The following is a 26,692-nucleotide window of genomic DNA, read 5'->3' on the forward strand; positions in this document are numbered from 1 at the left end:
CCGATGGCAACGGTTTCGTCCAGGTCCGTGCCACCCGTCTACGGCATGCCCGAGCCGCTGCACGGTGGCCCGCTCGCGCTCGCGCGCTTCATGCGCAGCCACGGGATGCTCAACGGCAACTACGCGCGGCTGATCGCCCGCTGGGCGTGGCTGAAGCTGCGGTTCCGCGGGCGTCTGCAGACCGACGGCCTGTGCTTCATCGCCCCGGGCGTCAAGCTCGAGATCGGCCGCGACGCCGTCCTCAAGCTCGGCCGCTGGTCCTGGCTCGGGCACGGCTGCAAGCTGCGCGTCCACGAGGGCGTCTGCGAGATCGGCGCCAAGACGGTGCTCGGCCAGGAGTGCACGATCTCGGCCTTCCAGCACGTCTCGATCGGGCGTGAGTGCGTGATCGCCGACCGCGTGATGCTGATCGACTTCGATCACGGCGTCGTGGAGGTCGAGCGGCCGATCCGCCTGCAGGGGATCTACAAGCGCGACGTGCGCGTCGGGTCCAACTGCTGGATCGGGTACGGCGCGTGCATCCTGCGCGGCGTCACCGTCGGCGACAACGCCGTGATCGGCACCAACACGGTCGTGACCAAGGACCTGCCCGCGAACGCCGTGGCCGGAGGGACCCCGGCGCGCGTCCTGCGGATGCGAGACGCGCCGGAGACCCTCCGTTGGAGCTGAGCTAAGAAGCCGGCGCCGAGGCGTCGAGCTGGGCCTGGACCTGCTGCGAGCAGGCCGGCCACGGCGCGAGGCCGCGCTGCTGGTAGAGCCCGGCGGCGTACATGTCCTGCACGTTCTCGTCGGCCTCGGCGGGATCGCCGGTGCCGCCCAGGGACTCCCAGGTCGCCTGCGAGAACTGGTACTTGCCGCGGTACTCGCCGCTCGGGGAGACGGCGGTCGGGTCGCCGCCGGACTCGCACTCGGCGATCTTCGCCAGCACGGCCGCGACGTCGTCCGGATTGACCGGCTTGGTGGACTCGAGCGAGCCGTTCTTCGGCGTGGACCCCAGCCCGAGCGCCTCGAGCGTGGCCGGGCCGGCGATGCCGTCGGCCTTGAGGCCGTGCGCCTTCTGGAAGCGCTTGATCGCGCGGCGGGTCTTCGGGCCCATGACGCCGTCGGCCTTGATGCCGAGCGCCTTCTGGATCTGCTTGGTGGTGACCTTCTTGGCCTTCGGAGCCGGCTGGCTCTCAGCCGTGGCACCACCGGAGCTGCCGCCGGCGGCGAACGCGGTCGAAGCGACGGCCAGCAAGGCCGTGATCGCGATGACCAGCGCCGCTAGGCGGCGTACGCGAGGTAACAACAGAACATCGGCTGCTTGCACGTCAGGTGGCTCCCTTGGTCTCACTGCGCCTACGGGGTTAGCTGACGGGCTCGCGCGTAGACCTGCGCTACGCCGTCGTCATGACGGCGATTCGCCCCGGGAGCCTGACCATGGCTCCATCGGTTCCCCCGTTCCCCTCCGGACAGACCAGAGGGAATTCGGCTTATGACGGGCGACAATTTACACATCGCCCGCCCCAAACATCGTCCCGGTGCGGACCGGGCTTGAATGTCAGGGCTGGACGAACGCCCAATTCGCCAGCACAGGAGCCAAATTCCGCAGTTCGTCGGAACTTTCTCCTCCAAGTGCCGAAATGAAACTCTGGTAATGCGCTTCAGCTCGCTCGCGCGGGTAGGAGCCGGCGGTCGCGCGGTCGATCAGGAAGGCCCAGTCGGAGCTCTGGAGCGCGAGCAGCTCTCTCAGCGCCCGAGCCGACGGATCGGCGCCCAGGGCCGCCAATTCCGCGCTGCGCTGGGTCCAGGCGAGCTCGCCGCGGCTCCAGGTCCGCAGGTCGCGCCCGAGCCCCCAGCTCGTCACCGGCGGGTCGTGGCGAGGCTCGGAGGCGTGACCGATCGCGACCGGCACCACGTCGGCGAGCTCGAGCACGCGTTGCAGGAAGGTGACGCCCTCGTGCCAATGGTGGCCGAAGAGCTCGGTGTCGAACGCGACGACGGCGCCGTCCGGGAGGGTCGCGACCCACTCCTCGGCGTGGGTGCGGGCGCGAGCGGCCGCGCGCGCCGGGTCGTAGGGCGTCCCGTCGTTGGCGTAGTACGCGTGTGCGCGGGCGCTGAGCCGGTGCGAGTCGCGGTACTCGCCGTGGCTCGGGTAGCCCGTCTCGTGCCAGACGCGGTCGACCCCCGCGCGGTCGATCCCCACCAGGAAGATGCCCGCCTCCGTGGCGTGGGTGCCGGCCGCGTTCCAGTCCACGCACGTCATGTGGACGCCCGCTTCCTCCAGCAGCGCGTCGAGCCACGGCGCGTGCGCGCACTCAGGCAGCCAGAAGCCGCCGTCCCACGTGCCGAAGCGGCGCCGGTGCGACTCGATCCCCGTCTCGAGCTGCAGGCGCACGCCCGCGTCGGTCGCGAGCAGCGGCAGCACCGCGTGCGTGGCGGCGCTCGTCCACGTGACGTGCGGGGCGAACGCGGCGAGCACGTCGCCGCGGCGCTCCAGCGACTCCACCGCCGACTCGTAGCGCGCGGACGAGTACGCGATCTGCGCGGCGAGCTCCGGGTGGTCGACCGCGTCGAGCCCATGGCTCGCGGGACGGATGTTCGTCAGGAACGCCAGGCAGCGCTCCAGCGCGCCCGGCGCCTCGAGCTGGTCGGCGAGGACGGGCGTGACGCTCAGCGTGACCTTGTCCGGATGGGCGTCCAGGACGTCCAGCAGCGGCAGGTAGCTGGTCGCGATCGCCTCCCACAGCCATTCCTCGCCGAACGGCCACGTCCCGAAGCCCTCCACGTAGGGCATGTGGGTGTGCAGGACGATGCTGAACCGGGTCATGCCCGAAGCACGGCGATCAGGTCGAGGCAGCGGTCGAGATCCGACCGCTTGAGCGTGAAGTCGCGGGCGCTGATCGCGGGCGTGAAGCGGTCGTAGAACGGCTTGGTGAAGCGCAGGCCCTTGTGGACGCGGTCCCAGCCGAGGTGCTCGATCGCGACCTGGTGGGCGCGCAGCTTGCGTGCGTGGAAGAGGCCGAGCAGGTCGACGTTGTCGAAGTGGCGCTCGCACAGCTCGCGGTACTCGGCCGGCTTGTACTCGCGTACGTGCCAGGGGTTGCCGGAGCGCTCGGCGCCCTTCGGCGCGAGCGTGAGCACGTTCGGCGTGGAGACGTAGGCGACGCCGCCGGGCTCGATCAGGTCCCGGATGTGGGAGAGCATCGCGTCCGGGTCCTGGATGTGCTCGATCGTCTGCAGGAAGACGACGCAGTCGACCTCTCCCTGCCAGAGCTCGATCATGTTGCGCTCGAACCGCGCCTGCTTGTACTTCGCGCGGGCGTGCTCGAAGGCCTCCGGGTTGGCATCGACGCCGACGACCGACGCCGCCGTCCGCGCCAGCACCGCGCTCCCGTACCCCTCACCGCACGCGAGGTCGACGACCTTGCGGCCGTGGACGCGCTGCGCGATCCACTCGTACACCACCAGGTGGCGGCGATACCAGTAGTTCTCTTCGGGGACGTCGGGGAGCGTGCGCTCGCCGGTCAGGTGCAGGGGCGGGACGCCGGGCGGCTGGTCGCGTTGGACGTAGAGCTGATCGGTCATGCGTTCGCCCTCATCAGTACCGAAAACCACGTCCGGAAGGGCCGCCAGGCGTCGGCGACGTCAGCGAGCGGCTGCCCGTAGCGCGCCTGCACGGCGTCCTTGAGCTTCGGCTCGTTCTCGGCCAGGACGTCGGTGGTCCCGACCGCGCGCAGGAGGATCAGGTTGGCGTAGAACGGCCCGATGCCTGACAGCTCGAGCAGTTGCGCCCGCGCGGCGTCCGGCGGCATCGCCAGCAGCGGCTCGCGATCGAGCTTGCCCTCGATCGCCGCCTGGGCGATCCCGTGCAGCCGCGGGATCTTGTTCTGAGGCAGACCTTCGAGCTCCTGCAGCTCGAGGAGCTGTCGCGGTGCCGGGAAGGTGGACCCGAGCGCGTCGCGCAGCCGGTTGCCCGTCGCGCGGCTGGTGCGGGCGGAGATGATCGAGAGCGCGGCCGCCTCGTAGGGCGAGTGGAAGAGGACGGGGCGCAGGTAGTCGCTGTCGCGCAGGACCTGCCGGGCGATCGGATCATCGACCTCGGGGTAGGCCGTGCCGTCGTGGTCGAGGCTGACGATCCGGGCCGCCTGGGCGAGCGCGCGCTCGACGTTCTCGGCCTCGACGGTCGCCGTGACGGCGTCGCCGTCCTGGCGCAGCGTGACCGTCGCGGCGCCGCTCCAGTCGTCGACCAGGAAGTGCAGGCCGACCTCGCCGTCACCGATCCGGGCCTGGCCGGGTGGCCAGCCCGCGATGAAGCGGGCCGCGGCGGCCAGCGAGAACGGTCCCTTCGGCTCGATCGTGTGGATACGCGGGACGTTAGCCACGCGCGGCCGCGTATGCCTCGAGCGTGCGGCGGCGCTCGACCGCGTGGTCGACGATCGGCTCGTCGTGGCCCGCCTCCCACGGCGTCGCGAGCTTGTCCAGCGGCACGCCCTCGAGCTCCGGGCACCAGCGGAGGACGTACTCGCCCTTGGGGTCGTGGCGCTGCTGCTGGAGCATCGGGTTGTAGAGACGGCGGCTGACGGGCGCGGGGTCGACCCCGACCGAGGAGATCCACTGCCAGTTGCCGTTGTTGTTGGCCTCGTCGCCGTCGAGCAGGTAGCGCATGAAGTGACGCTCCCCGCGGCGCCAGTCGACGTGCAGGTCCTTGACGAGGAAGCACGCGGTGATCAGGCGGGCGCGGTTGTGCATCCACCCGGTCCGCGCCAGCTCGCGCATGCCGGCGTCGACGATCGGATAGCCGGTCCGGCCTTCCCGCCAGGCGTCGAAGTGTTCGTCGGTGCCGTCCCACTCGAGGCCGTCGAGCTCCTTGCGGTGGGCGTGGTGGGCGTTGGCGGGGTGGTGGAGGAGGACGTGGGCGTAGAAGTCGCGCCACGCGAGCTGGCGGGTGTACGCGTCATGACGTCCCGCCTTCTCTTCGAGCTCGCGGGCGGAGATGCAGCCGAAGTGCAGATACGGGCTGAGGCGTGAGGTGCCGCCGGCGACGCGGTCGTGATGTTCGGCGTAGGTGTCGATGCCGTCGCGCAGCCAGGCGTGCATGCGCTTGCGGCCTTCGGTCTCGCCGCCCGGCATCGGCTCCGCGACCGTGCTCGGCAGCGTCGGAATGTCGCCGACCGTGAGGTTCGACGGTGTCGGGACGGTGCGCGGCGCGCCATGGATCTCGCGGCGGGGCAACTGTTGCCACGCGCGGTGGAAGGGCGTGAAGACCGTGTACGGCTTGGGCTTGCCGATGTCGGCGACGAAGTTGCCCGCGGTCCGGCGTGGCTCGACGGATGCTTCGCGCAGGGCCTCTTCGACGCGCTTGTCGCGGGTCATCGCGAACGGCGAGGCGTCGGAGGCGAAGTAGACCGCCCTCGCCCCGTGCTCCTTGGCGAGCCGAGGGAGCTCGCGCTCGGGCGTGCCGCGGGCGATGACGAGGTTCCCGTGGCGCTGTCGGAGGGACTCGCGCAGGTCTTCGAGCGATTCGAGCAGGAACCGCGTGCGGCTGTCGGAGGCGTGCCGGCCGTCGAGCAGGCGGTCGTCGAGCACGAAGACGGGGACGACCCGCTCGAAGGCGTCGAGGGCGGCCCTGAGCGGCGGGTGGTCATGCACGCGCAGGTCGCGGCGGAACCAGACGAGAGCGGTCGACGACATTCTCCCGTTACGGGAGCGCGCTTAGACTGGGTTCACCGTGCAGCTGGTCGAGAACTTCCCGCTGTTCCCGCTGGGCCTGGTCGCGCTCCCCAGCGAACTGGTCCCCTTGCACATCTTCGAGGAGCGCTACAAGGCGATGATCGGGCGCTGCCTCGAGGAGGGGTCGGAGTTCGGGATCGTCTGGATGGCCGACGACGGGCTGCGGCCGATCGGCTGCGCGTGCGAGATCGCCGAGATCCTCGAGCGGATGCCGGACGGGCGGATCAACCTCGTCGCGCGCGGGACGCGGGTCTTCCGGATCGAGGAGCGCCAGGATGACCTGCCGTACCCGGCAGCGACCGTGGAGTTCCTCGACGACCGTGACGACTACCCCGACGAACAGGCCGCGACGGGCGCGCACATCGCGTACGCGGACCTCGTCGAGCAGGCGACCGACCGGACGCCGGAGCCGGGCGAGATCGAGGCGATGAGCGCCTACGAGATGGCGGCCACCGTCGAGTTCGGGCTCGACGCCAAGCAGGGCCTGCTCGACCTGCGCTCGGAGACGGCGCGGATGAAGCTCGTCACGCGCCTGTGCCGCGCCGCGATCAAGCGGCTGGACTTCATCGACCGCGCGCAGGCTCGCGCGCGGTCCAACGGCAAGGTCCACTTCACCGGCTGACGGCGCCGTGGGCGCGCAGCAGCGCCTCCATCTCCGTGTCGTCATGCTGCAGGGCGGCGTCGAGCGGCGTGTATCCGCCTTGCTGCTGGACGTTGGGGTCCGCGCCCGCCTCCAGCAGCGCGCGCGCCGACTCGTGGTCGCGAACGGCGACCGCCGAGTGGATCGGCCGCACCTTGAAGGTGTTCTCGGCGTCGGCGTCCGGGTCCGCGCCGGTCGCGAGGATCGCCCGCACCGCCTCCGCCCCACCGAAGAACGCGGCCAGGTGCAGCGGCGTGAAGCCGTCACCGCCGCGGACGCTCAGGTCCGCGCCCGCGAGCTTGCCCACGTCGCCGAGCGCCGCGGCCTCCAGCGGCCCGACCGGCGCGCCCGCGGCCAGCAGCGCGTCACGCGCCTCCGGGCGCCGGTGATAGAGCGTGAGCAACAGCGCCGAGACGCCGTGCTCGTCGGTCGCCGCGACCAGCTCGGGATGCTCGCGCAGGAGCGCCGGGAAGTCGTCGGAGGTGATGGCCGCGGTCAGGTCCATCTACGATCGGTAGCAATGCTACAGGATTTCGAGCTGGCGGACCGGTTGCATTCGGCCGCGATCCACCTCCTCCGTGGCGTGCGCCGGGAGGACGCCGCGGCAGGTGTCGGACCGTCGCAGCTCTCCGCGTTGTCGGTGCTCGTGTTCGGCGGACCGCTCACCGTCGGCCGCCTGGCCGAGATCGAGCAGGTCCGCTCGCCGACGATGACACGGATCGTCACTTCACTCGAAACCGCCCATTTGGTGACACGCGAGTCACATCCCGAGGACGCGCGCGCGACGCTCATCACCGCCACCGACGCCGGGCGCGCCCTGCTCATCGAGGGCCGCCGGCGGCGGGTGGGGGTGCTCCAACAGCGGATAAGTGACTTGAGCGCGACGGAACGTGACGTGCTCGAACGCGCGCTCGACGCGCTCGAGCTCATCAGTCGAGGAACACGACGTGACGCATAGCGCTCGCCTTGTTCTCGGTGTTCATCACCACGCGGTGCCAGCCTCCCAGCTCGATCGTCGCGTGATCCGGGTGACGGACCGTGCCGCGGGCGAACAGCTCCGGATCGCGGACCATCAACCGGTAGCGGCGCTGGACCGCCGGGTCGAGCTTCGCGTACGCGGACGCGTCGATGATCTTGCCGCCGTTGACGTAGACCGAGCGGCCGCCGCGACGGAACGCCTCGCGCAGGATGTGCGGGGTGCCACCCGGGCGGGCCAGCGGCTCGTCGCGCAGGATCATCGACGGATTCGCCACCACCTTCGGCTCAGGCAGGAAGAACCACTCGCCCTGGCGCAGGAACACGGGGTTGCGGCGGTCGAAGCGGCGCTTGCGCGGCAGACGCTCGGCGCGGCGGGCGACGATCGCCGGCTGCAGCGCGGCCTTGGCCGTCTCGACGCCGGTGACACCGCGAGCGGCCTCCGGGATCGCGGCGACGAACCAATGGCGCTCGTCATGGCCGCAGAGGAACTTGCTCTTCTCACCGTCGGAGCGCACGAGCAGCAGCAGGTGGCGATCCGCGGGGTCGATCGCGACCACCTCCGCCTCGGACGCCGGCCCACCGCCGGCGAACGCGAGCTCGAACCCGGTCTCGTCGTCGACGTCGATGCGCGGCGCGCCACGCCACGGGCCGTCGGAGACCTGCAGGCGCGCGCCGATCGCGGCGAAGCGCCGCTGAAGCAGTTGTGTATCAGTCATCTAATTTCACCTCCTTGTTGGAAGTGAATGTACACAGCGCCCCAAGTGAGCGCAACTGTTAACTTCGCGTTATGCCGCAGACTCGCTCGGCGACGTCCTTGGTGTAGACGGTGAGCTCCGTAAATGACTTGGGCAGCGGGCGTGAGGTGTCGGCGAAGGCGATCGTGCCCGCGGCCATCCGCGCCGTATAAGTGAGCACGGTTCCGGGCCTGGCCGGCAACGTCAGGTTGAGCTCTGCCTGCGGAGACATGTCGCGGGCCAGCTGGCGGCCGCGCAACAACAGGTCCGCCGGCAGCGTCTTCTTGACCCCGTTGCAGGTGACGAAGCCATCCTCGGAGACCACGAGCGTCACGTTGGCGGCCTTGTCCGCGCCGGAGCGCTTGACCTCGAACAGGTCGCCCGCGGGCCCGCCGCAGCCGGCGAGAAGCAGCGGGACGAGCAGCAGCCAGCGCTTCACACGAACACCAACCGCGCGTCGCCCGCGTCGCGCAGGAACGCCGGCATCGACGTGATCTCCGGATAGGCCACGCCGGTCGCCTGCACCGCCGCCCCGCACGCCCACACCCGGCAGTTCGGGAACGACGTCACGGCGCTGCGCAGCTCGTCGAGCGTGCGCGCGAACGGCTCGCGCTCGTCGGCGACGACGAGCGTCGCCCGCGCGGCCAGGTCGGGGTCGGCGAACGCGCGCAGCGCGCCGAAGCCCAGCAGCGCGCGCACCTCCTCCCCCGCCGACGCGGCGGAGACGAGCAGCGACAGCCCGGAGTACAGGCGCTCCGGTTCTCCGGTCTCGAGGATCGCGGCGAGCACGCCCTCCATCGTGTCAGAGCCGGATCCGGGCCCGCAGCCGGCTCTCATCGAGGTCGAGCTCGTGCTCGATCTGGCGCAGCGTCTCGGCGTCGAACGCGCGCTCGGTGCGCATGCGCTTGAGCACGTCGCGCTCGGCGTCGATCATCTCGGCCATCAGCCGCCCGGACTGGGCGACGTCCATCCGCCCGTGCTCGTCGTGGTCGCCTTCGACGCGCGCCTCCAGACGCTCCACCCGGGACCCGTAGCGGTCGCGCAGGCGCTCGACGACGTGCGGCGGGGCGTCGTCGGCCAGCGCGTCGAGTCGCTCGAGCGCGGCGTGGGTGATCCGCAGGCGCGCCTCGGCGTCCTGGCGCCGGTGCTCCTCGCTCTCGACGAGCCGGAGCCGCCTGACCAGCGGCGCCAGCGTGAGGCCCGGCAGCACGAGCGTGAGCACGATCACGGCGTAGGCGACGAAGATCACGAGGTCGCGGTCCGGGAAGCCCTGGTGCGTGATCGCCAGCGCCGCCGCCAGCGACACGCCGCCGCGCATCCCGCTCCAGGCGATGACGATCCGCTCGGCGCGCGTCGCCTCCGACGGGAGCAGCATCCACAGAGCCCGCGCGCCCATGACCACGGCGAAGATCGCCAGCGCGTAGCCCGTCAGCGTCGCGGCGTCGACCGTGTCGATGCGGTCGAGGATCGTCGGGACCTGCACGCCGATCAGCACGAACAGCAGGCCGTCGAGCAGGAACGCGGTCGACTCCCAGAACGCGAGCGTGCGCAGGCGGGTGCCGGGCTCGATGATGTCGAGCGAGCGGGTGCCGATGTACAGGCCCGCCGCCACGGTCGCCAGCACGCCGGACACGCCGATCTGCTCGGCGGGCACGTAGGCGACGAACGGCGTGAGCACCGACAGGGTCACGTCCAGCGACGGGTCGGTGACCAGCCGCCGCAGGTGGGCGAAGACCCAGCCGGCGGCGATCCCGATCGCGATCCCTCCGGCCGCCACGACGACGAACTTCACGCCGATGCCCGCCGCCGAGCCCGCGCTCCCGCCGACCGCCGCGATCGCGATCTTGTACGCGGTCAGAGCGGTGCCGTCGTTGACCAGCGACTCGCCCTCGAGGATCGTCTTCGTGCGGCCCTTGACCCCCAGGCGGTCGAGCACGGCCGCGGCCGAGACCGGGTCGGTCGGGCCGAGCACCGCTCCGAGCACGAACGCCGCCGCCCATGGGACGCCGAGCAGGGCGTTGGCGACCACCGCGACCGCGCAGATCGTCACCAGCACGAGCCCGACGGCCAGCAGCGTGATCGGCGCCCAGTTCGCTCTGAGCTCGTGGGCGGAGACGGCGATCGCCGCCGCGTAGAGCAGCGGCGGGAGGAAGACGAAGAACACGACGTCGGGGTCCAGCTCCGGGGACGGGAGCCCGGGCACGAGGCCGATCACGAGCCCGCCGAGCACGAGCGCGACCGGATACGGGACACCGCTGCGCAGGCCGAGCCCGGCGAGCACCGCGACGGCGAGGAGCAGGAAGACGAACAACTCGATGTCGGCCACAGGCATCATCTATCCCGCTCGTGCCGTGTTTAGTCGACGCCCGAGGACTGCGCTGCCCACTTCCGCTCGTCAGAGCGCGCTCCGCGTTGGCCGGGCTGGCGGCGTGCGACACGCTGGTGGTGCTGGCGACGGACCCCGAGGCGCCGATCGATCTCGCCGCTCTCGCGAGCGACGTCGGGCGGCCGTTCGCGTCCTCGTGCTCGGACGGCGAGTGGCGGTTCGAGCTCGGACCCGTCCAGAACCTCTGAGCGCCGCCGGACGTATTCCCCGGCATGCAGAGCGTCCTGGTCGTCGCCAATCGCACGTCCGCTTCGCCGACGCTGCTCGAAGCCATCTCGCGCCGCGCCAAGGAAGGGCCGTGCTCGTTCACCCTGCTCGTGCCGCGCTCGCCGCACGGGCTGCACCGGGTCGTCGATCCTGAGGATCACGGCCACGATGAGGCCGCCGCGGCGATCGCGCATGCGCGGCCGCTGCTGGAGGAGGCCTCCGGCGGGGAGGTCGCCGCGCTGGTCGGCTCCCACGACCCGCTCGCCGCGGTCGAGGACGCGTTGAACGCGGGCCGCTACGACGAGGTGATCATCTCCACGCTGCCGCGCCGGTTGTCCAAGTGGCTGCGGGTGGACATCGTCAGCAAGGTCGCCGGGCTCGGGCTGCCCGTGACGCATGTCGAGGCGCGGGAGCTCGTGCTGGGAGCCTATTGACGACTACCGGTGCGACCGCTGCGGCACATCCGCAGCGCCTCGCGCCACCCACGCTGCTCACGGCCCAGAGGGCCGCATCGCGAGCGCGGCCGGCCCGAGCCACTGGCGGCTGCACCACATCGGTCGGACCGACCATTCTTCAGCGAACTCTGAGCGTCGCGCCCTCGCTCGGCATGTAGAACTCGCAGCCGACGATCAGGTCGTTGTCGGCGTCGGCGCGGTAGCTGTCGAAGCCGTTGCCGCAGAAGACGCGCTCGTGCGCGCTCCAGCCGGCGAAGACGGTGTCGTCGCCGTCGCCCGAGTCGGCGAGGTTCGCGCCGCCCTGCGGGTCGAGGAGGTCGGCGCCGGCGCCGCCGTAGAGCTCGTCGTCGTTCTCGGAGCCGACCAGATGGTCGGCGCCGCGCCCGCCACGGACGATCTCGACGTCCGCGTCGACGTCGTCGTGCTCGAGCAGTTGCCAGGGATCGTCGTCGTCGATGTCGCCGTCGTCGTCGGAGTCCACGTGGGCGTAGGTGCCGTCGTCGGCCACGGTGTGGTCGAAGTCCTTGTCGACGTTGCCGTCGTCGCCGAGCGTGACCCGCACCGGCGTGGTGCGGGACGCGTAGTTGACGGTGTCCAGGCCGCCGCCGCCGCGCATCACGTCGGCGCCCGGGCCGGCGAGCAGGATGTCGTCGCCGTCGCCGCCGAGCAGGAGGTCGTCGCCGCCCTTGCCGTCGAGCCGGTCGTCACCGCCGAGACCGCAGATCACGTCGTTGCCGTCGGTGCCGACCAGCACGTCGTTCCCGGGCGTGCCGAGCACCGTGCAGGTGCTGGTGTCCAGCGGCGGCGCGACCGAGACGATCGCGCCGGAATCCGAGGAGATCCAGACGTTGTAGCCGGGCGTCTGCCCGCCCGCGGAGGCGAAGTAGTGGCCGGGCGTGTCGCTGACCTTGACCGTGACGTCGATCGCGATCGAGCCGTTGGCCTCGATCGAGAGCCCGTTGCGCCAGCGCAGGAACCCGGTGGTGCCGTCGGGATCGGCGGTCGTCGCGCCCTTCGTGCTCCCCGTGACGTACTTGAAGCCGTCAGGCAGGCTGAGGTAGACGTACTGGAGCCCGACGCTGATCGGGTTCGGGTTGGTCAGCGTCACCCGATAGCCGTTCTCGGCACCGGGAACGACCGAGTCGTCGAGCTGGGTCAGCGACGTCTCGACCGGCGGCCAGCTGCCGTACGTGCTGTAGCTCTCGACCGGCCAGTCGCCCTCCGCGGTGACGATGCAGCGCAGTTCGGCGTTGACGTCGTTCGCACCCACCACGTAGGTCGTGCCGTCGGCGCCGGGAATCGGCCTCCACGGGCTGTCGTTGCGGCGTTCCCAGCGATAGGTGTACGAGTACGGCAGCGCCTCGCTGTCGTTCCAGTCGCCCTTCTCGCAGGTCAGCGCGCGGCCGACGTTGCCCGAGCCGTCGATCGACGGCCAGTTGCGGACCGGGGTCGGCGGGAGCACCTCGACGGCGTCGCCGCGCACCGTCGTCAGCGCTTCGGCGGTGACCTCGCACCTGTACTCCGCGTCGAGGTCGGCGCGCCCGAACGGGCCGAGCCGCGCCGACGTCGCACCGGCGATCGCCACGTCGTCCTTGAGCCACTGGTAGGTCACCGCGTAGGGAGCAGCGGCGGTGTCGTCCCAGAGCCCGCGCGAGCACTCGAGCGTCCCGCGCAGCTGCGGCGCGCCGGTGACCTTCGGCGCGGAGAGCGACTGCGGCGGGTCCACGACCGTCACGTCCGACGCCGCCGCGGTCAGGCCGTCGGCCGTGACCTCGCAGACGAACTCGGCGCCGACGTCGGCCTTGCCGACCGCGAGCGTCGTGCCGGTGCCGGCCGGCGCGCCGTCGCGCAGCCAGCGGTAGGTCAGCGCGTACGTGCCGTCCCAGTCGCCGGGGGTGCAGGAGAGCGTCGTGCCGATCCGCCGGTCGCCCTCGATCTGCGGGCGGTGGACGGCGATCGGCGCGGTCGGCTCGACGGCGTCGGAGGTCGCGGCGGTCAGCCCCGCCGCGGTCGCCTCGCACGTCAGCGCCTTGCCGACGTCGGCCTTGACGACGGTGTATGTCGCGCCGGTCGCGATCGGCGCCCCGGCGCGCAGCCAGCGCTTGGTGATCGCGTAGGTGTCGTTCCAGGTGCCGTCGCCGCAGGTCAGCGTCCCACCGATCCGCGGTGTGCCGGAGATCGCGGGCGCCGTCAGGTTCGAGGGCGCGTTTGCCGTCACCGGCGCGGACACGGCCGTCGAGAGGCCTTCGGCGCGCACCTCGCACGTCAGCGCCTTCGCCACGTCGGCCGCGACGACGGTGTGGGTCGCGACGGTCTCGAGCGCGGTCCCGTCACGCGTCCAGCGGTAGCTGAGCGCGTAGTCGGTCGCGTCCCAGCGGCCCGGGTCGCAGGTGAGGACGCGCCCGAGGTGCGGATCGCCCTCGACGCTCGGCGGCGACACGTTGCGCGGCGGCTGGACGGTGATCGCCGCCGAGGTGGACGTCACGCCGGTCCCGTTGGCCTCGACGCGGCAGGTGAACTGGTGGCCGATGTCGGCCGCGGTCAGCGCGCGGTCGAAGGTGTTGCCGGCCGCGACACCGTCGCGGAACCACTGGACGACGAACGCGTACGGCGCGTCCCAGGAGCCGGTCGAGCAGCGGAGCGTCGCGCGGGCGCGCGGTTCCCCGGCGATCGCGGGCGGAGCGAGCGCGACCGGCGCGGCGACCGTGACCGCCTGGCTGAGCGCCGCAACCGCGCCCACGGAGACCTCGCAGCGCAGCGCGTGGCCGAGGTCGGGGAAGTCGAGCGAGTACTGGTTCTGGGTCGCGCCGGCGATCGGCGCGCCGTCGCGCAGCCAGCGGTAGGCATAGTTGTAGCTGCCGTTCCAGGTGCCGGGGCTGCACGAGACGGTGCTGTACAGCAGCGCGGTCCCGGTCACGGCGGGCGGCGTGCGATTCTCGGGCGTGCTGCCCGCCGGCGTCGTCACGGTGACGGTGGCCGACTGCGCGGTGGTCAGGCCCGCGGCGGTGACGCGGCAGAAGAGCGCGGTCTCGCCGGCGGCGACGGTATGCCCGGCGCCGGTGTCGAGCGCCGTGCCGTCGCCCCGGAACCAGGCGTACGTGTAGGCGTAGTCGGCGTCCCAGCCGCCGTTGCCGCACGCCAGCACCTGGCCGGCGACGGGGTCGCCGGAGATCGCCGGGGCGGAGAGCGAGCGCGGCGTGGGAACCGCAACCGGCCGTGAGTCGACGGTCGACACGCCGGATGCCACGACGCGGCAGCGCAGTTCGTGCGCGAGGTCGGCGGCGAGGACGGTCCGCGTCGCGCCGGTGCCGACGACCGCGCCGTCGCGCACCCATGAGAACGCGTAGGCGTACGTGTCGTCCCAGGTTCCCGCGGAGCACGTGAGGTCGCGCCCGAGGCGCGGGACGCCGTCCACGGCCGGCAGCGAGAGGCTCGCCGGGGCGGTCGGGACGACGGCGACGCTCGTCGCCGAGCTGCGCCCGTGGGCAGTCGCGCGGCAGGTCAGCGGCGCGCCGACGTCGGCCGCCGCGACCACGTACGTGGCGCCGCTCGCAACCTGCGTGCCGGAGCGCTGCCAGGCGTAGTCGAACGAGTAGTCCGGCCCGTCCCAGGTCCCCGGCAGGCACGTGACCGTTCGCCCGACGTGGGGATCGCCGCTCACGCGCGGCACGTTGCGGTTGACCGGGTCGGTCACGGCGACGCTCGCGCTCGCGGCCTCGGTCAGCCCGGCGGCGGTGACGCCGCAGGAGAGCGCGTGGCCCGCGTCGCCGAGCGACACCGTGTAGGTGGCCGACGTGGCGAGCGCGATCGGGTCGCCGTCGCGCAGCCAGCGGTACTCGACCGAGTACGCCGTCACGCCCTCGTCGTCCCACGTGCCGCGCGAGCAGCTGAGCACGCCGCCGATCCGCGGTGCTCCCGACACGGACGGCGGCGTCAACGCGATCGGCGCGGTCGGCACGGTGACTGGGCTGTACGACACCGATCCGCCCGCCCCGCCGACCTCGCACGCGATCTCGTGCCCGACGTCGGCGGCGGTGACCGTGTAGCGGTCGGTCTCGGCGCCGTCGATGACCTCGTCGTCGCGCAGCCAGGCGAAGCGGGTGGCGTAGGCCGGCAGGTCGCGGTCATCCCACACGCCGCGCGTACAGCGCAGCTGCCCGCCGAGCCGCGACGGCCCGGTCAGCACGGGCGCGCTGCGCGGCTCCGGGAGGCGCCCCACGACGACGTCGGACTCCTGGTAGGAGTCGAGCTGCCCGTTGAGCGCGTGCACGACGCACAGCAACTCGACATCGGCGTCGTCGCCCGTGACGACGTACGTCGCGGACTCGGCGCCGTCGATCGGATCGCCGAAGCCGCGGACCCAGAAGTACTGGTACTCGTACGGCGCGTCGGGGGTGTCGTCCCAGCGGCCGCGGTCGCAGGTCAGGGTCCCGCCGACGCGCGGATCGCCCGAGACCGACGGCGGCACGAGGTTCTCGGGCCGGTTGACGTCGGCGGAGCCCAGCGCCCCGGAAGCGGTCGGGATGACCACGAGCAGCGCCAGCAGGGCCAGCAACACGGCGAGCAGTCGCGCGTGCGCGCGGCGATCACCGGCATCCGTCCATGCGTGGCCCATCCCTGACATCCCTCCGTCGCCCTCCGTGCGCGCACCCTATGCGGGAGGCGACACTACGTTCGGACAGTCTTTCGGGCAACCGATATCGTCGTGCCGCCTATGCGCCAGAAGGCTCCCGAGACGTTCGCGGAGCGGCTGGCGCAGCTCGAGGAGCTGCGCGCCGCGGTCGTGGACCATGCCTCAGAAAAAGCGGTCGAGAAGCAGCACGCGAAGGGCAAGTACACGGCCCGCGAGCGGATCGAGAAGCTGCTGGATCCCGGCTCCTTCCAAGAGCTCGACACGTATGTCCGGCATCGGACAAGCGATTTCGACATGCAGAAGAACCGGCCCTGGGGCGACGCGGTCGTCACCGGGCACGGGACGATCGACGGGCGCCGCGTCTGCGTCTTCAGCCAGGACTTCACGGTCTTCGGCGGCTCGCTGGGCGAGGTCATGGCCGAGAAGATGTGCAAGATCATGGATCTGGCGGCCAAGATCGGCTGCCCCGTGATCGGCATCAACGACTCCGGCGGCGCCCGGATCCAGGAGGGCGTCGTCTCGCTCGGGGCCTACGGGGACGTCTTCCTGCGCAACGTCCGCAGCTCGGGCGTGATCCCGCAGATCTCACTGATCATGGGCCCGTGCGCGGGCGGGGCGGTCTACTCCCCCGCGATCACGGACTTCGTGTTCATGGTCAAGGAGACCTCGCACATGTTCATCACCGGCCCCGAGGTGATCAAGACGGTCACCGGCGAGGAGGTCGGCTTCGAGGAGCTCGGCGGGGCGATGAGCCACGCCACCAAGTCCGGCGTCGCGCACTTCGTCGCCGACGACGAGGACGCGTGCCTCGAGGACGCCCGCTACCTGTTCAGCTTCCTGCCGTCCAACAACCTCGAGACGGCGCCGCGGGTCCAGCCCACCGACGACCCGCTGCGGATGGACGAGGCGCTCGACTCAGTCGTCCCGGACGCCGCCAACAAGCCGTACGACATCCGCGACGTCGTCCGCTACGTGGTCGACGACGGCGAGTTCCTCGAGGTCCACGAGCACTACGCGCAGAACATCGTCGTCGGGTTCAGCCGCCTCAACGGCTACAGCGTCGGCGTCGTGGGCAACCAGCCGAAGGCCATGGCCGGGGTGCTCGACATCGACGCGTCCGCCAAGGCCGCCCGCTTCGTCCGCTACTGCGACGCGTTCAACATCCCGATCCTCACGCTCGTCGACGTGCCCGGCTTCCTCCCGGGCACCTCACAGGAGTGGGGCGGGATCATCCGCCACGGCGCGAAGCTGCTCTACGCCTACGCCGAGGCCACCGTGCCGAAGATCACCGTGATCACCCGCAAGGCCTACGGCGGCGCCTACGACGTCATGAGCTCCAAGCACCTGATGTCGGACTTCAACTTCGCGTGGCCGACCGCCGAGATCGCGGTGATGGGCCCCGAGGGCGCGGTCAACATCATCCACCGCCGCGACATCGCCGCGTCCCCGACGCCCGACGAGCGCCGGTCGAAGCTGATCGACGACTACAAGGCGCGTTTCGCCAACCCGTACACCGCCGCCGAGCGCGGCTACGTGGACGACGTGATCATCCCCCACGAGACGCGCCCGAAGGTGATCGCCGCGCTCGAGGCCCTGCTCACCAAACGCGAGCCCGGACCTCGGCGCAAGCACGGGAACATCCCCCTTTAGTGGTTGATCGCCGCGGTGGGGATGCCGTCACCGCCGCCGCTGGTGTTGGTGACCCAGACGGCCACCGCGTCGCCGGCGGGCGTCATGGCGACGCTCGGCCAGAGCGCGTTGCTGCCGGCCGCCGAGAGCGTCTCGGCGGCGCCGAACGCGCCGCCGGTCTGCGCGCGCGTCACGGCCTCGACGATCGGGCGCCTGCCCACGTACCGCATCCACGCGAGCACCGCCGAGTCGTCCGGCCCGCCGGCCAGCGCGACGCCCTCCGCGCCTTCGGCGACGGTCTGCGCCGCGCCGAACGCGCCGCCCGCCGCGCGGGTGAAGACCTCGAGCGTGCCGCCCGCCTCATAGGAGTTGCCCGGCTTGGCCCAGGCGACCGTCGCGGTCCCATCGGCCGAGAACGTGGCCTCGACCTGATCGCCCGAGCTGATCCCCTTGCCGCCGCTCGACAGGACCGCGGGCGCCGCCAGCGGCGAGCCCGCCGTGCCCTGGGCGACGTTCAGGCTCGAGGCGTGGCCGTTGAAGTGCGCGTCGAGCCAGGCGAGCTGCACGGCGCCGTCGGTGCCGACCGCGAGCCCGACGTCCGCATAGCCGCTCGTGCCGGGGAGCGCCTGGTCGGTGCCGAACGTCCGGTCCACCGCGGTCAGGACATGCAGCGGCGTCTCCTGCCCGGCGCTGAACTGCCAGGTCACCGCGGCCCGGCCGCCGTCACCGGCGGCGACGTTGAGGACCGGCCGGGTCGCGTACCTGCCCTGGAGGGGCGCGGGCGGCGAGACCGTCTGCGGCTTGCCGAAGGCCGCCTGACCGGGCTTGCGGACGGCGACCTGGGCCCGCCAGCCGGCCGGGTCGTGCCAGACCCACGCGGCGGCCGCGGTCCCGTCGGGCGCGACGGACAGCAGCGGCTGCGCGGAGGAGTGCGGGTCGGTGGAGATCGTGCGGGTCGCGCTGCGGGTGCCGTCGGCGGCGACGAACGTCGCCCGGATCCGCTGGAAGGGCGCATGCTTGCGCACGGTCAGGACGACCGCGTTGCCGTCGCGGTCGAGGCCGGCCGCCCACGCCTTCTCGAACGGGTCCGCGGCGGTGATCGCCGCCGGCGCGCCGAGGTTCTTGGAGAGCGCGACCGTGGGTTTCAGCCAGCCGGTGAGGACGCTGCCGCCGAACGCCCCTTGGGCGATCGGGTTGGCTTCGGTCGCGGTCGAGAGCGGGGTGGGCGCCGTCCAGGCCGCGGAAGCGGTCGCGGGCGCCAGGGCGGCGATCGCGAGGGTCGCGGCCGTGAGACGGAAAGGCTTGGACATCACATCCCAGCCTGCACGGCGCGCATGAATGTTCGGCTCCACCTAGGGTGGAGCCGACTCACACCTCTGTAGAGTCGCTTCATGAGTCGTCGCCCCACCATTCGAGATGTCGCAAGCGCTGTCGGAGTGTCGGTGACGACGGTCTCGCACGCGCTCAACGACAAGGGACGGGTGGACGCGGCTACCCGCGAACGCGTTCGCTATACCGCCGATCGCCTCGGCTACCGCCCGGACCGTACCGCGTTGCGGCTGCGCTCGGGACGCAGCGGCACTCTCGCGCTGTTGCTGCCGTCCGTCGAGCCCGGCGTCGGCGAGGACGAGCTGGGCGCGCTCGACTACTACCTGCACCTCGCCGGCGCGGCCACCCGCGCGGCGTTCGCCGCCGGTCATCCCGTCCTGCTCACGCCGCCGCTGGAGACCGCGGACGACCTGCACGACCTCGGCGTCGACGGCGGGATCGTCTGCGACCCGCTGCCCGAGGACCAGCGGGTCGAGTTCTTCGACGCGCTCGGCCTCCCGGTCGTCACGATCGAGCGCGACCCCGGCCACCCTGAGCGCCCGTGGGTGGTGCGGGCCGACAACGAGGGCAACATGCGCGCGCTGCTCGACCACCTGGCCGCCACCGGTGCCGAACGCATCGCGCTGCTGGCCGCGAGCGGCGGGTGGGGCTGGGCGGACGAGACGACCGCGGCCTACGCCGGCTGGTGCGCCGAGCACGGGCGCGAGCCGCTGATCGAGGAGGCGAGCATGCGCACCGACGAGCGCAGCGGCTACGAGGCCGCGCTGCGCCTGCTCGACCGCGCCCGCCCGGACGCGATCGTCTCGCTCGCCGAGCGCCACACGAACGGCGTCCTGCGCGCCGCCACCGAACGCGGGCTGCGCTTCCCCGACGACCTGCGCCTGGCAGCGGCCGTCGACAGCCACCAGGCACGCGACGCCGACGTCACCGCGATCGACCTGCGCCCCGGAGCCCAGGGCGAGGCCGCGATCGCGCTGCTGTTGGAACGGCTCGCGGGCGAACGCCGCGACGCGCCGCTGATCACCCCCTCCGCGCTCCGCGTACGCGGCTCCAGCTAGGGACCGGTCCCGGCCGCAAGATGGGTCTCGGGACCCTGGGAGCGCGCGCAGGAACTCCTTAGCGTTGGTCGTGTGCCCCGGCTCGCGCTCGTCGCCCTCCTCCTGCTCCTCGCCGGCTGCGGCGCCGAGGCCGTTTCGGCGCCGCCGAAGGCCAAGCCGGGCCGCGCCGCGGGCGACCACGCCGCGATCCAGGCGCGCGTCGCCGCCTACATGAAGCACATGCTCGCGGGCGAAGGCGAGCAGGCGTGCGCGCAGTTCACCCCCGAGTACCGCCGGGACATGGACACCCGCGCCGCCGACGCGGGCTACATCGACTGCGCCGCGGTGCTGGCGGGCTTCGGGACGATCGCGTCGGCCGGCGAGTCCGAGGCGTACCTGCGCGAGGCGGCGAAGCCCGAGCGCGTCATCGTCCTGCTCCAGGGCGACCGGGCACAGGCGTCGGTCATGTCGCCGCGGGGCACGCTGAGCGGGTCGCGCACCGCGCTGCGCCGGGTCGGCACGCGCTGGCTGATCGACGAGCTGGGCGTCTCGCGCACGGGCTGATGCGCCGCGATCAGCGCGGGCAGACGGCGGCCGAGCTCCTCGGCGTCCTGCTGGTGATCGCCGCGATCGTCGGGGCGGTCGTCGCCACCGGGGTCGGCGGCCGGATCGCGGGCGAGATCCACACCGCGGTCTGCCAGATCGCGGGGAAGGACTGCCACGTCGCCGCCGGCGGTGCGAAGCCCGGCGACCTCGACGGGGACGGGCTCTCCGACGCCGATGAGCGCCGGGCGGGCCTCGACCCCGCCAACGACGACAGCGACGCCGACGGCATCCCCGACGGCAAGGAGATCGAGCTCGGCACCGACCCCGCGAGCGCCGACAGCGACGGCGACGGCGTGTCCGATCGGCGCGAGGCGACCTCAGGCGGGAAGCTCGACCCGAACAGCGCCGACAGCGACGGCGACGGCCTGACCGACGGCGAAGAGCTCGCGCTCGGGACGAACCCGTCCTCGAAGGACTCCGACGGCTTCGACACGCCCGGCGACGGCCTCACCGACGCGCAGGAGATCGAGCTCGGGACCGATCCGAACAGCTTCGACTCCGACGGCGACGGCAACCCCGACGGCTACGAGGTCGAGCGCGGCGACGACCCCACCAAGGACGGGCGAAGCATCCTCAGCAAGGGCTTGGACGCGCTCGTCCTCGACGACCCCGTCAGCCTGCTCCTCCCCAGCGGCCCGCTCGCGAAGGCGCTCGGGAAGGGCTTCGAGCGCTTCGCGGTCGCCGCCAAGGGCGCGATCAAGGCGCTGCGCGAGGCCAAGACGCTCGAGGAGGCCGCCGCCGCCCGGCGCCGGCTGCTCGCGCTCTGGCGAAGCCGCGGCCGCGAGGTGCCCGACGGGACGCCGCGCCCCGCGGCCACGCCGCCGCCGTCGGTGAACCCGGAGCGCCAGGAGTTGCTCGAGCAGCTGGCCCGCAAGCTCGAGCGCAAGCGGATCGCGGAGGAATACAAGGACCGGATCGACGAGCTCCTGATCGACCCCGCCACGAACCTGCCGCGGCCGCTGGAGGCGACGGACGCCGTGATCCTCGAGTCACAGGGCAGGTTGCGAGGCCTCCGCCGCCCGGATCCGGACGTCGCCCGCGAGAACGGCGCGGACTTCGTGGAGGCCAACGGCAAGCTGTGGGACCACAAGCAGGCGATCTCCAGCGGCAAGTGGAACCAGACCAAGTTCCTCGATCGCCTCGAGAAGTACGACCTCGCGAACGGAGAGGACATCATCCTCAACGTCTCGCAGCTGTCAGCCGCCGATCTCGCGCCGTTGCAGAAGGAGATCCACGACCGCGGCTGGACGCGCCGCTTCATCCTCATACGCTGACGGGCATGGGCGTCGACTACAGCGGACAGGAGATGGTCGATGCCGACCTGACCGATGCCGACCTGCGCGACGCCCGCCTGGTCGGTACGCGGCTGCCGTACGCGGACCTGCGCGGTGCCGACCTCACCGGCGCCGACCTCACCGGCGCCGCGCTGGTGAAGGCGCAACTCGACGACGCCGTCCTGCACGGCGCGATCCTGCGCCGCGCCGACCTGCGGCGGTCGTCGTTCCACACCGCCGACCTCTCCGGCGCCGACTGCACCGGCGCCGATCTCCGCTTCACGTCGCTGTTCGACACCGACCTGAGCGGCGCGCGCCTCGACGGGGTCCGGCTGTACGGGGCCGGCCTCCACGGTGTGCGCCTGCACGGCTCGTCGCTGGACGGCCTCGTCGATCTCGAGCACGCGCATGTCCACTCGATCGACGTCGGCCCGCCCGGCGCGCCGGAGCTCCTCGAGGCTGAAGCGGCGCGCGACTGGCTCGCCGCCCACTCCACGCCGGCACCGCCGGCACCGGAACCGGACCGTCGCGACCTGCGCGGTGCGAGCTTCGCCGGCGCGGAGGCGGACCGGCAGCACTTCAACCACGCGGATCTCACGGGCGCGGACTTCTCGAATGCCTACCTGAAGAAGACCGCGTTCGACCATGCCGTGCTGCGCGGCGCGCTGCTGCGCGACGCCCATGCCGAGAGCGCCACCTTCTACGGAGCCGATCTCCGTGACGCGGACCTCCGCGGCGCCGACCTCGCCGCCGCGGCGCTGCTGCACACCGACCTGCGCGGCGCCCGGCTCGACGGCGCCTACGTCCTCAAGGCCGCGATCGAGGATGTGCAGCTCGACGGAGCGTCGTTGCAGGGCCTCGCCGGCCTTGACGACGCGCTCGTCCACTCGATCGTCGTCGACGGCCGCACGCTCGATGGAGATGCGGCTCGGGCGTGGCTTCGCGAGGCCGCGGGCGATCGGCTCCCGCGTGAGGAGCTCGAGCGCCGGATCGCCCGCCCGCTGCCGCCGGCCGCCGTCTGGATCGCCCGGCGCATCCAGCTCACCGGCGCGCGCATCCGCGCCGCCGACCTGAGCGGGCGCGACCTCTCCGAGGCCCGCCTCTCCGACGCCGACCTCCGCGAGGCCGACCTGACCGCGACCGACCTCACCCGCGCCCAGCTGCTCCGCGCCGATCTCGACGGCGCGCTGTTGGACCGGACCCGCCTGGCCGGAGCGCGGCTGCAGGGCGTCAGAGGCGCACCCCGGGTGGTCTCGATCGACACCGGGGACGAGGTGCTCACCGGCGATGCGGCGGCGGCCTGGCTCGACGAGCGCGTCCACCCGCGCGACCTGGACCACGCGAAGCTCGCGAACGCCGACCTGACCGGCGAGCGGCTCGTCGCGGCGCAGCTCACCCATGCCGACCTGCGTCGTGCGACGCTCGAACGCGCGGATCTGACCGGCGCCGACCTCAGCGCCGCGGCGCTCGACTACGCCAACCTGCGCGCGGCCGTGCTGCGGGATGCCGAGTGCGCCGGCACGTGGTTCGGGTTCGTCGACGCGTCGCATGCCGACTTCAGGCGGGCCGACCTCCGCGGTGCGAAGCTGGGGAACACCGACCTCACCCACGCGCGGCTCGACGGGGCGGGGTTCCATGCCGCCGAGCTGCGCCGGGTCCGCCTGCACGGGGCGAGCGTGCGCGGGCTCCGAGACCTCGAGTACGCCAATATCGAGTCGATCGACATCGGCCCGCCCGGCGCTCCCGAGATCCTCGAGGGCGACGCCGCCCGCGCGTGGTTAACAAGCGCGTAACCGGACCGGTGTCCCGCCGGCGCCCGCAGATGTAGGCTCGCGCGCATGCTGAACCGTCGAGCGCTGCTGCGCAATTCCGCGGCGGGTGCCGCCGTCCTGTTGTTGCCCCAGGCCACGGCCCGCGCCGCGGCCCTGCGCGACGGGAAGTTCCGCCAGGGCGTCCTCTCCGGCGATCCGACGCCCGACGGCATCACGCTGCTGACCGTCCTCGACGACGTCGAGGGCAGGGGCAGCGTCGCGCTCGAGGTCGCCACGGATTCCGCGTTCCGCAAGGTCGTGGCGCGCAAGTCGATCACGACCAGCGCGAAGGACGGCTGGTCGGTCAAGGCGCGGGTGAGCAAGCTCAAGCCGCACGAGCGCTACTACTACCGCTTCGAGACCAAGGGCTCGCACTCGCCGGTCGGCCGCTTCCAGACCGCGCTCCCCGAGGACTCCAATGAGACGGTCCGCTTCGCGTTCTTCTCCTGCGCGGACTACACGCACGGCTACTACAACGCCTACGAGCTGATGGGGCGCGAGGACATCGACTTCGTCGTCTGCCTCGGGGACTACATCTACGCCGAGAGCTACCACGCCAAGGGCAAGACCGGCGTGCGCGACGACAAGAACGGCAAGCCCAACCCCGACAACCCGGGCATCGTGCGCGAGGCCGTCACGCTCGCCGACTACCGCGGCAAGTACGCGCTGTACCGCTCCGACAAGTCGCTGCGCGACCTGCACGCGAAGTTCCCGATGGTCACCACCTGGGACGACCACGAGGTGCAGGACAACTACGCGGGCGCCGCGCCCGGCGGCGGCCTCGATCCCTCCAAGCACTACACGGCGGCCCGCAAGGCCGCGGGCTACAAGGCGTTCTTCGAGGCGATGCCCGTCATGCGCGTCGGCAAGAGCCGGATCTACCGCGCCCTGCGCTTCGGCAAGAACGTCGACCTGCTGATGCTCGATCAGCGCCAGTACCGCGACGACCAGCCCTGCGGCGACGCGACCGCCCCGCCGTGCGCCGAGCTCGACGCGCCGCGCAACTACCTCGGCCGTACGCAGATGGACTTCACCAAGCAGCGCCTGGCCGGCTCAGGCGCGGCCTGGAAGGTGATCGGCAACGAGCTGATGATGATGAACGCCGAGCTGCCGGGCGGGAACTACTACGGCTTCGACAACTGGCAGGGCTACACGGTCGAGCGTGAGGAGCTGCTGGGCCACATCAAGGCCAACGGCATCAAGGACGTCGTCTTCATCACCGGCGACATCCACACGTTCATCGCCGGCGACGTCCGCACCGCCAAGAGCCGCGGCGAGTCGGTCGCGCTCGAGTTCGTCGGCGGCTCGATCACCTCACAGTCCTTCGGCGAGACCGACCTCCCGATCGGCGGCGGCCAGGTGCTCAAGGGCAACGACGCCAACCCGAACACGGCGCCGGCGATCATCGACGCGCTGCGCGCGGTCAACCCGTGGGTCGACCAGGCCGACTTCGACCACCACGGCTACGGCCTGGTGACCGCCGACGACAAGACCTTCGACGTGACCCTCGAGCGGGTGCCGACGATCAAGAAGAAGTCGACGGCCAAGCTGCCGACCACGGGCTTCCGCTACACGGTCGCCCGCGGCCAGACGTCGATCAAGGGCGTGAACGGCCCGCCCGCTACGTAGGACAGCGCGAGGTCTTCTTCGCGCCCGGCTGCAGGCAGGACCGCGTGATCTTCGGGTCCTGCTTGCGGCCGCGGACGGTCAACAGCGCGTTCGTGCCGATCGCGCCCGGCTTGGTCACCAGGATCGTGACCTTCGTGCCCTTGGCGAGCTTGCGCTTGAGGCCGAAGCGCGAGCTCAGCGACTTCTTGCCCTTCTTGAGGTTCTTGTAGGTCTTGCTCTTGAACGGGCAGCCCTTGCCCTTGCAGGTGACCTTGGCCGTCTCGCCGCCGGCGAGGCCGGTGATCTCGACCTTGCGCAGCGCCGTCCGCGCGCCGACGAAAGCCCAGCCGAACGTGGCGCGCGCGGTCAGCACCTTGAGCGGGACGGGCGGCGTGGCGAAACTCGTGTCGGCCCCGGCGACGCTTCCCTCCTCGTTGGTGGCGCGCACGCGCACGTGGTACGTCGTTCCCGCCGCCAGCCCACTGAGGACGACCGTGACCGGCGCGCCGCCGTCGGCCGCGGGCAGCGTGACCGGCGCCGTCGTGGCGCCGTAGGTCGAGGTCGGGCCATAGTCGAAGACGACCTGGGTGGCGTTGCCGCGGGTGTCGACGGTCGCGCTGGCGCTCGCGGCGCTGGCCGCCACCGCGGTCGCGACTCCGGTGCTCGCGCGCGGCGGGCCGCTGAGGAAGCGCAGGATCCGCGTGCTCGACTGGTCGGTGAAGAACAGGTCGCCGTCGGGCCCGTTGACGATCTGCCACGGCTGGCCGCCGGTCGGGAAGAACTGCCAGTTGCCGCTCGCGTCGACGCGGGCGACGTTCGCGGAGTCCTTGCCGGTGACGTAGATGCGTCCGTCGTTGCCGGCGACGATCCCGAATGCACCGCTGAGCGTCCCGCCCGTCGGCGTGAGCTCGGTGGCGGGGGTCCCGTTGCCGAAGCCCGGCGCCAGCTTCGCGACGCGGCCCGAGCCGTAGAGCGTGATCCACAGCGTGCCGTCGCTGCTCGCGGCGATGCCGTCCGGGCTGTCCATCGTCGAGGCGACCGCTTCGACCGGGAGCGTCGCGCTGAGCGGCATCCGGCGGATGAGGTTGTTGTCGAAGTCCGGCGCGAACAGCTTGCCGCTGCTCACCGCCAGGTCGTAGACGGTGCCGCGCCCCGCGACCGGTGCCGCCAGGTCGGTGCCGTCGGCCTTGACGGACCCGATCCGCCCGCAGGCGGGCATCGAGAAGTAGATCCGGCCGTCACCGCCGTCCACGACCGCGACCGGCCCACAGGCGAGACCCGTCGGGCCGTCGTGGGCCGTCGGCGTGCCTGCGGTCGCGTCGAACCAGACCAGCTTGTTCGCGCCAGGGATCGACACCCACACGCTTCCGCCCGCGCCCGCTGTGACCGATGTCGGATTGTTCCCCACGCTGTAGCGGTTCAGCACTGTGCCGCCCGGGGTCATCCGCACGACGGAGCCGTTGAACTCCTCGGTCACCCACAGGTTCCCGTCCGGGCCGAGCGCGATCCCGTTCGTGGCCGAGAGCAGCGGCCCTCGCTCCTGGATCAGTGCGGCGCGAGCCGTGGCGGGCAACAGGGCGAGGACCGCGCCGAGCGCGATGAGAGTTCGTCCGAGCATCGTCTCGCAACGTACCGCTCGCCCGCTACGCTCGC

General features: G+C 72.0%; 24 protein-coding genes and 1 riboswitch. Of the genes, 11 read left to right on the forward strand and 13 right to left on the reverse strand.

The window, feature by feature from the left end:
• Positions 1-27: 27 nt before the first annotated feature.
• A complete protein-coding gene (locus G569_RS0105600) occupies positions 28-669 on the forward strand; it encodes an acyltransferase (RefSeq protein ID WP_245602416.1) in 642 nt (213 codons plus the stop codon).
• Position 670: 1 nt separating this feature from the next.
• Here the strand turns inward: G569_RS0105600 and G569_RS65885 are convergent, their stop codons facing one another.
• The 5 genes from G569_RS65885 to G569_RS45860 all read right to left on the reverse strand — a co-directional run bounded on the left by G569_RS65885 (position 671) and on the right by G569_RS45860 (position 5,673).
• Positions 671-1,237: a transglycosylase family protein gene (locus G569_RS65885; protein ID WP_028062694.1), complete on the reverse strand. Its 567-nt coding sequence runs from the start codon at positions 1,235-1,237 to the stop codon at positions 671-673.
• An 84-nt stretch (positions 1,238-1,321) separates the two neighbouring features.
• A riboswitch (cyclic di-AMP (ydaO/yuaA leader) is annotated at positions 1,322-1,483 on the reverse strand.
• A 57-nt stretch (positions 1,484-1,540) separates the two neighbouring features.
• A complete protein-coding gene (locus tag G569_RS0105610; RefSeq protein ID WP_028062695.1) occupies positions 1,541-2,809 on the reverse strand; it encodes a 1,4-alpha-glucan branching protein domain-containing protein in 1,269 nt (422 codons plus the stop codon).
• Positions 2,806-3,567 carry a class I SAM-dependent methyltransferase gene (locus tag G569_RS0105615; protein ID WP_028062696.1) on the reverse strand — a complete coding sequence of 254 codons (762 nt, stop codon included), beginning with the start codon at positions 3,565-3,567 and terminating at the stop codon, positions 2,806-2,808. Before G569_RS0105615 ends, G569_RS0105610 begins: the two co-directional genes overlap by 4 nt.
• Positions 3,564-4,364: a DNA glycosylase family protein gene (locus G569_RS0105620; protein WP_053225910.1), complete on the reverse strand. Its 801-nt coding sequence runs from the start codon at positions 4,362-4,364 to the stop codon at positions 3,564-3,566. The genes G569_RS0105615 and G569_RS0105620 overlap by 4 nt, the downstream gene beginning before the upstream one ends.
• The gene (locus G569_RS45860; protein WP_053225911.1) at positions 4,357-5,673 is read right to left on the reverse strand and encodes a cryptochrome/photolyase family protein; all 1,317 of its coding nucleotides are present in this window, start codon (positions 5,671-5,673) and stop codon (positions 4,357-4,359) included. The genes G569_RS0105620 and G569_RS45860 overlap by 8 nt, the downstream gene beginning before the upstream one ends.
• A 37-nt stretch (positions 5,674-5,710) precedes the next feature.
• Here G569_RS45860 and G569_RS0105630 point away from each other — a divergent pair, with 37 nt between their 5' ends.
• The gene (locus tag G569_RS0105630; protein WP_028062698.1) at positions 5,711-6,334 is read left to right on the forward strand and encodes an LON peptidase substrate-binding domain-containing protein; all 624 of its coding nucleotides are present in this window, start codon (positions 5,711-5,713) and stop codon (positions 6,332-6,334) included.
• Here G569_RS0105630 and G569_RS45865 read toward each other — a convergent pair.
• Positions 6,324-6,857 carry an ankyrin repeat domain-containing protein gene (locus G569_RS45865; protein WP_053225912.1) on the reverse strand — a complete coding sequence of 178 codons (534 nt, stop codon included), beginning with the start codon at positions 6,855-6,857 and terminating at the stop codon, positions 6,324-6,326. The two genes, G569_RS0105630 and G569_RS45865, sit on opposite strands and share 11 nt — an antisense overlap.
• Positions 6,858-6,872: 15 nt before the next feature.
• On the opposite strand from G569_RS45865, the gene G569_RS0105645 reads away from it, so the two are divergent.
• Positions 6,873-7,310: a MarR family winged helix-turn-helix transcriptional regulator gene (locus G569_RS0105645; RefSeq protein ID WP_028062890.1), complete on the forward strand. Its 438-nt coding sequence runs from the start codon at positions 6,873-6,875 to the stop codon at positions 7,308-7,310.
• Here G569_RS0105645 and G569_RS0105650 read toward each other — a convergent pair.
• Genes G569_RS0105650 through G569_RS0105665 form a run of 4 tightly spaced genes read right to left on the reverse strand, consistent with a single transcriptional unit; the run spans position 7,282 to position 10,390 of the window.
• A complete protein-coding gene (locus G569_RS0105650) occupies positions 7,282-8,046 on the reverse strand; it encodes a hypothetical protein (protein WP_028062700.1) in 765 nt (254 codons plus the stop codon). The genes G569_RS0105645 and G569_RS0105650 overlap by 29 nt on opposite strands.
• Before the next feature lie 58 nt (positions 8,047-8,104).
• On the reverse strand, positions 8,105-8,503 hold the full coding sequence (locus G569_RS0105655; RefSeq protein WP_028062701.1) for a hypothetical protein: 399 nt from the start codon (positions 8,501-8,503) through the stop codon (positions 8,105-8,107).
• Positions 8,500-8,853 carry a hypothetical protein gene (locus G569_RS0105660; RefSeq protein WP_157591842.1) on the reverse strand — a complete coding sequence of 118 codons (354 nt, stop codon included), beginning with the start codon at positions 8,851-8,853 and terminating at the stop codon, positions 8,500-8,502. Before G569_RS0105660 ends, G569_RS0105655 begins: the two co-directional genes overlap by 4 nt.
• A 13-nt stretch (positions 8,854-8,866) precedes the next feature.
• Positions 8,867-10,390, reverse strand: a complete 1,524-nt coding sequence (locus G569_RS0105665; RefSeq protein WP_053225913.1) for a Na+/H+ antiporter — start codon at positions 10,388-10,390, stop codon at positions 8,867-8,869.
• A gap of 20 nt (positions 10,391-10,410) precedes the next feature.
• Between G569_RS0105665 and G569_RS60865 the strand changes: the two genes are divergently transcribed.
• Together G569_RS60865 and G569_RS0105675 are read left to right on the forward strand one after the other, a co-directional pair.
• Positions 10,411-10,638 carry a sulfurtransferase TusA family protein gene (locus G569_RS60865; protein WP_084284281.1) on the forward strand — a complete coding sequence of 76 codons (228 nt, stop codon included), beginning with the start codon at positions 10,411-10,413 and terminating at the stop codon, positions 10,636-10,638.
• Between the two features lie 24 nt (positions 10,639-10,662).
• Entirely contained in the window at positions 10,663-11,091 is a 429-nt protein-coding gene (locus tag G569_RS0105675) for a hypothetical protein (protein WP_028062704.1), read from the forward strand.
• A gap of 139 nt (positions 11,092-11,230) precedes the next feature.
• On the opposite strand, the gene G569_RS0105680 is transcribed toward G569_RS0105675, so the two are convergent.
• A complete protein-coding gene (locus G569_RS0105680; protein WP_028062705.1) occupies positions 11,231-15,727 on the reverse strand; it encodes a calcium-binding protein in 4,497 nt (1,498 codons plus the stop codon).
• A gap of 99 nt (positions 15,728-15,826) precedes the next feature.
• Here G569_RS0105680 and G569_RS0105685 point away from each other — a divergent pair, with 99 nt between their 5' ends.
• Positions 15,827-17,395 (forward strand): acyl-CoA carboxylase subunit beta, encoded by a 1,569-nt coding sequence (locus G569_RS0105685; RefSeq protein ID WP_028062706.1) that lies wholly within the window; start codon positions 15,827-15,829, stop codon positions 17,393-17,395.
• Here G569_RS0105685 and G569_RS0105690 read toward each other — a convergent pair.
• Positions 17,392-18,684 carry a hypothetical protein gene (locus tag G569_RS0105690; protein WP_028062707.1) on the reverse strand — a complete coding sequence of 431 codons (1,293 nt, stop codon included), beginning with the start codon at positions 18,682-18,684 and terminating at the stop codon, positions 17,392-17,394. The genes G569_RS0105685 and G569_RS0105690 overlap by 4 nt on opposite strands.
• An 81-nt stretch (positions 18,685-18,765) precedes the next feature.
• On the opposite strand from G569_RS0105690, the gene G569_RS0105695 reads away from it, so the two are divergent.
• The 5 genes from G569_RS0105695 to G569_RS45880 all read left to right on the forward strand — a co-directional run bounded on the left by G569_RS0105695 (position 18,766) and on the right by G569_RS45880 (position 25,060).
• Complete coding sequence (locus G569_RS0105695; protein WP_028062708.1) at positions 18,766-19,761, forward strand: LacI family DNA-binding transcriptional regulator; 996 nt, start codon at positions 18,766-18,768, stop codon at positions 19,759-19,761.
• Positions 19,762-19,833: 72 nt separating this feature from the next.
• The gene (locus G569_RS0105700; protein ID WP_028062709.1) at positions 19,834-20,304 is read left to right on the forward strand and encodes a hypothetical protein; all 471 of its coding nucleotides are present in this window, start codon (positions 19,834-19,836) and stop codon (positions 20,302-20,304) included.
• On the forward strand, positions 20,304-21,620 hold the full coding sequence (locus G569_RS57350; RefSeq protein WP_053225914.1) for a hypothetical protein: 1,317 nt from the start codon (positions 20,304-20,306) through the stop codon (positions 21,618-21,620). The genes G569_RS0105700 and G569_RS57350 overlap by 1 nt, the downstream gene beginning before the upstream one ends.
• A 5-nt stretch (positions 21,621-21,625) precedes the next feature.
• Positions 21,626-23,413, forward strand: a complete 1,788-nt coding sequence (locus tag G569_RS45875) for a pentapeptide repeat-containing protein (protein WP_037494807.1) — start codon at positions 21,626-21,628, stop codon at positions 23,411-23,413.
• A 45-nt stretch (positions 23,414-23,458) separates the two neighbouring features.
• A complete protein-coding gene (locus G569_RS45880) occupies positions 23,459-25,060 on the forward strand; it encodes an alkaline phosphatase D family protein (RefSeq protein ID WP_053225915.1) in 1,602 nt (533 codons plus the stop codon).
• On the opposite strand, the gene G569_RS0105720 is transcribed toward G569_RS45880, so the two are convergent.
• The gene (locus tag G569_RS0105720; RefSeq protein ID WP_028062710.1) at positions 25,053-26,657 is read right to left on the reverse strand and encodes a Vgb family protein; all 1,605 of its coding nucleotides are present in this window, start codon (positions 26,655-26,657) and stop codon (positions 25,053-25,055) included. The two genes, G569_RS45880 and G569_RS0105720, sit on opposite strands and share 8 nt — an antisense overlap.
• Positions 26,658-26,692 lie beyond the last annotated feature (35 nt).

Source organism: Solirubrobacter soli DSM 22325, from assembly GCF_000423665.1.
GTDB lineage: Bacteria > Actinomycetota > Thermoleophilia > Solirubrobacterales > Solirubrobacteraceae > Solirubrobacter > Solirubrobacter soli.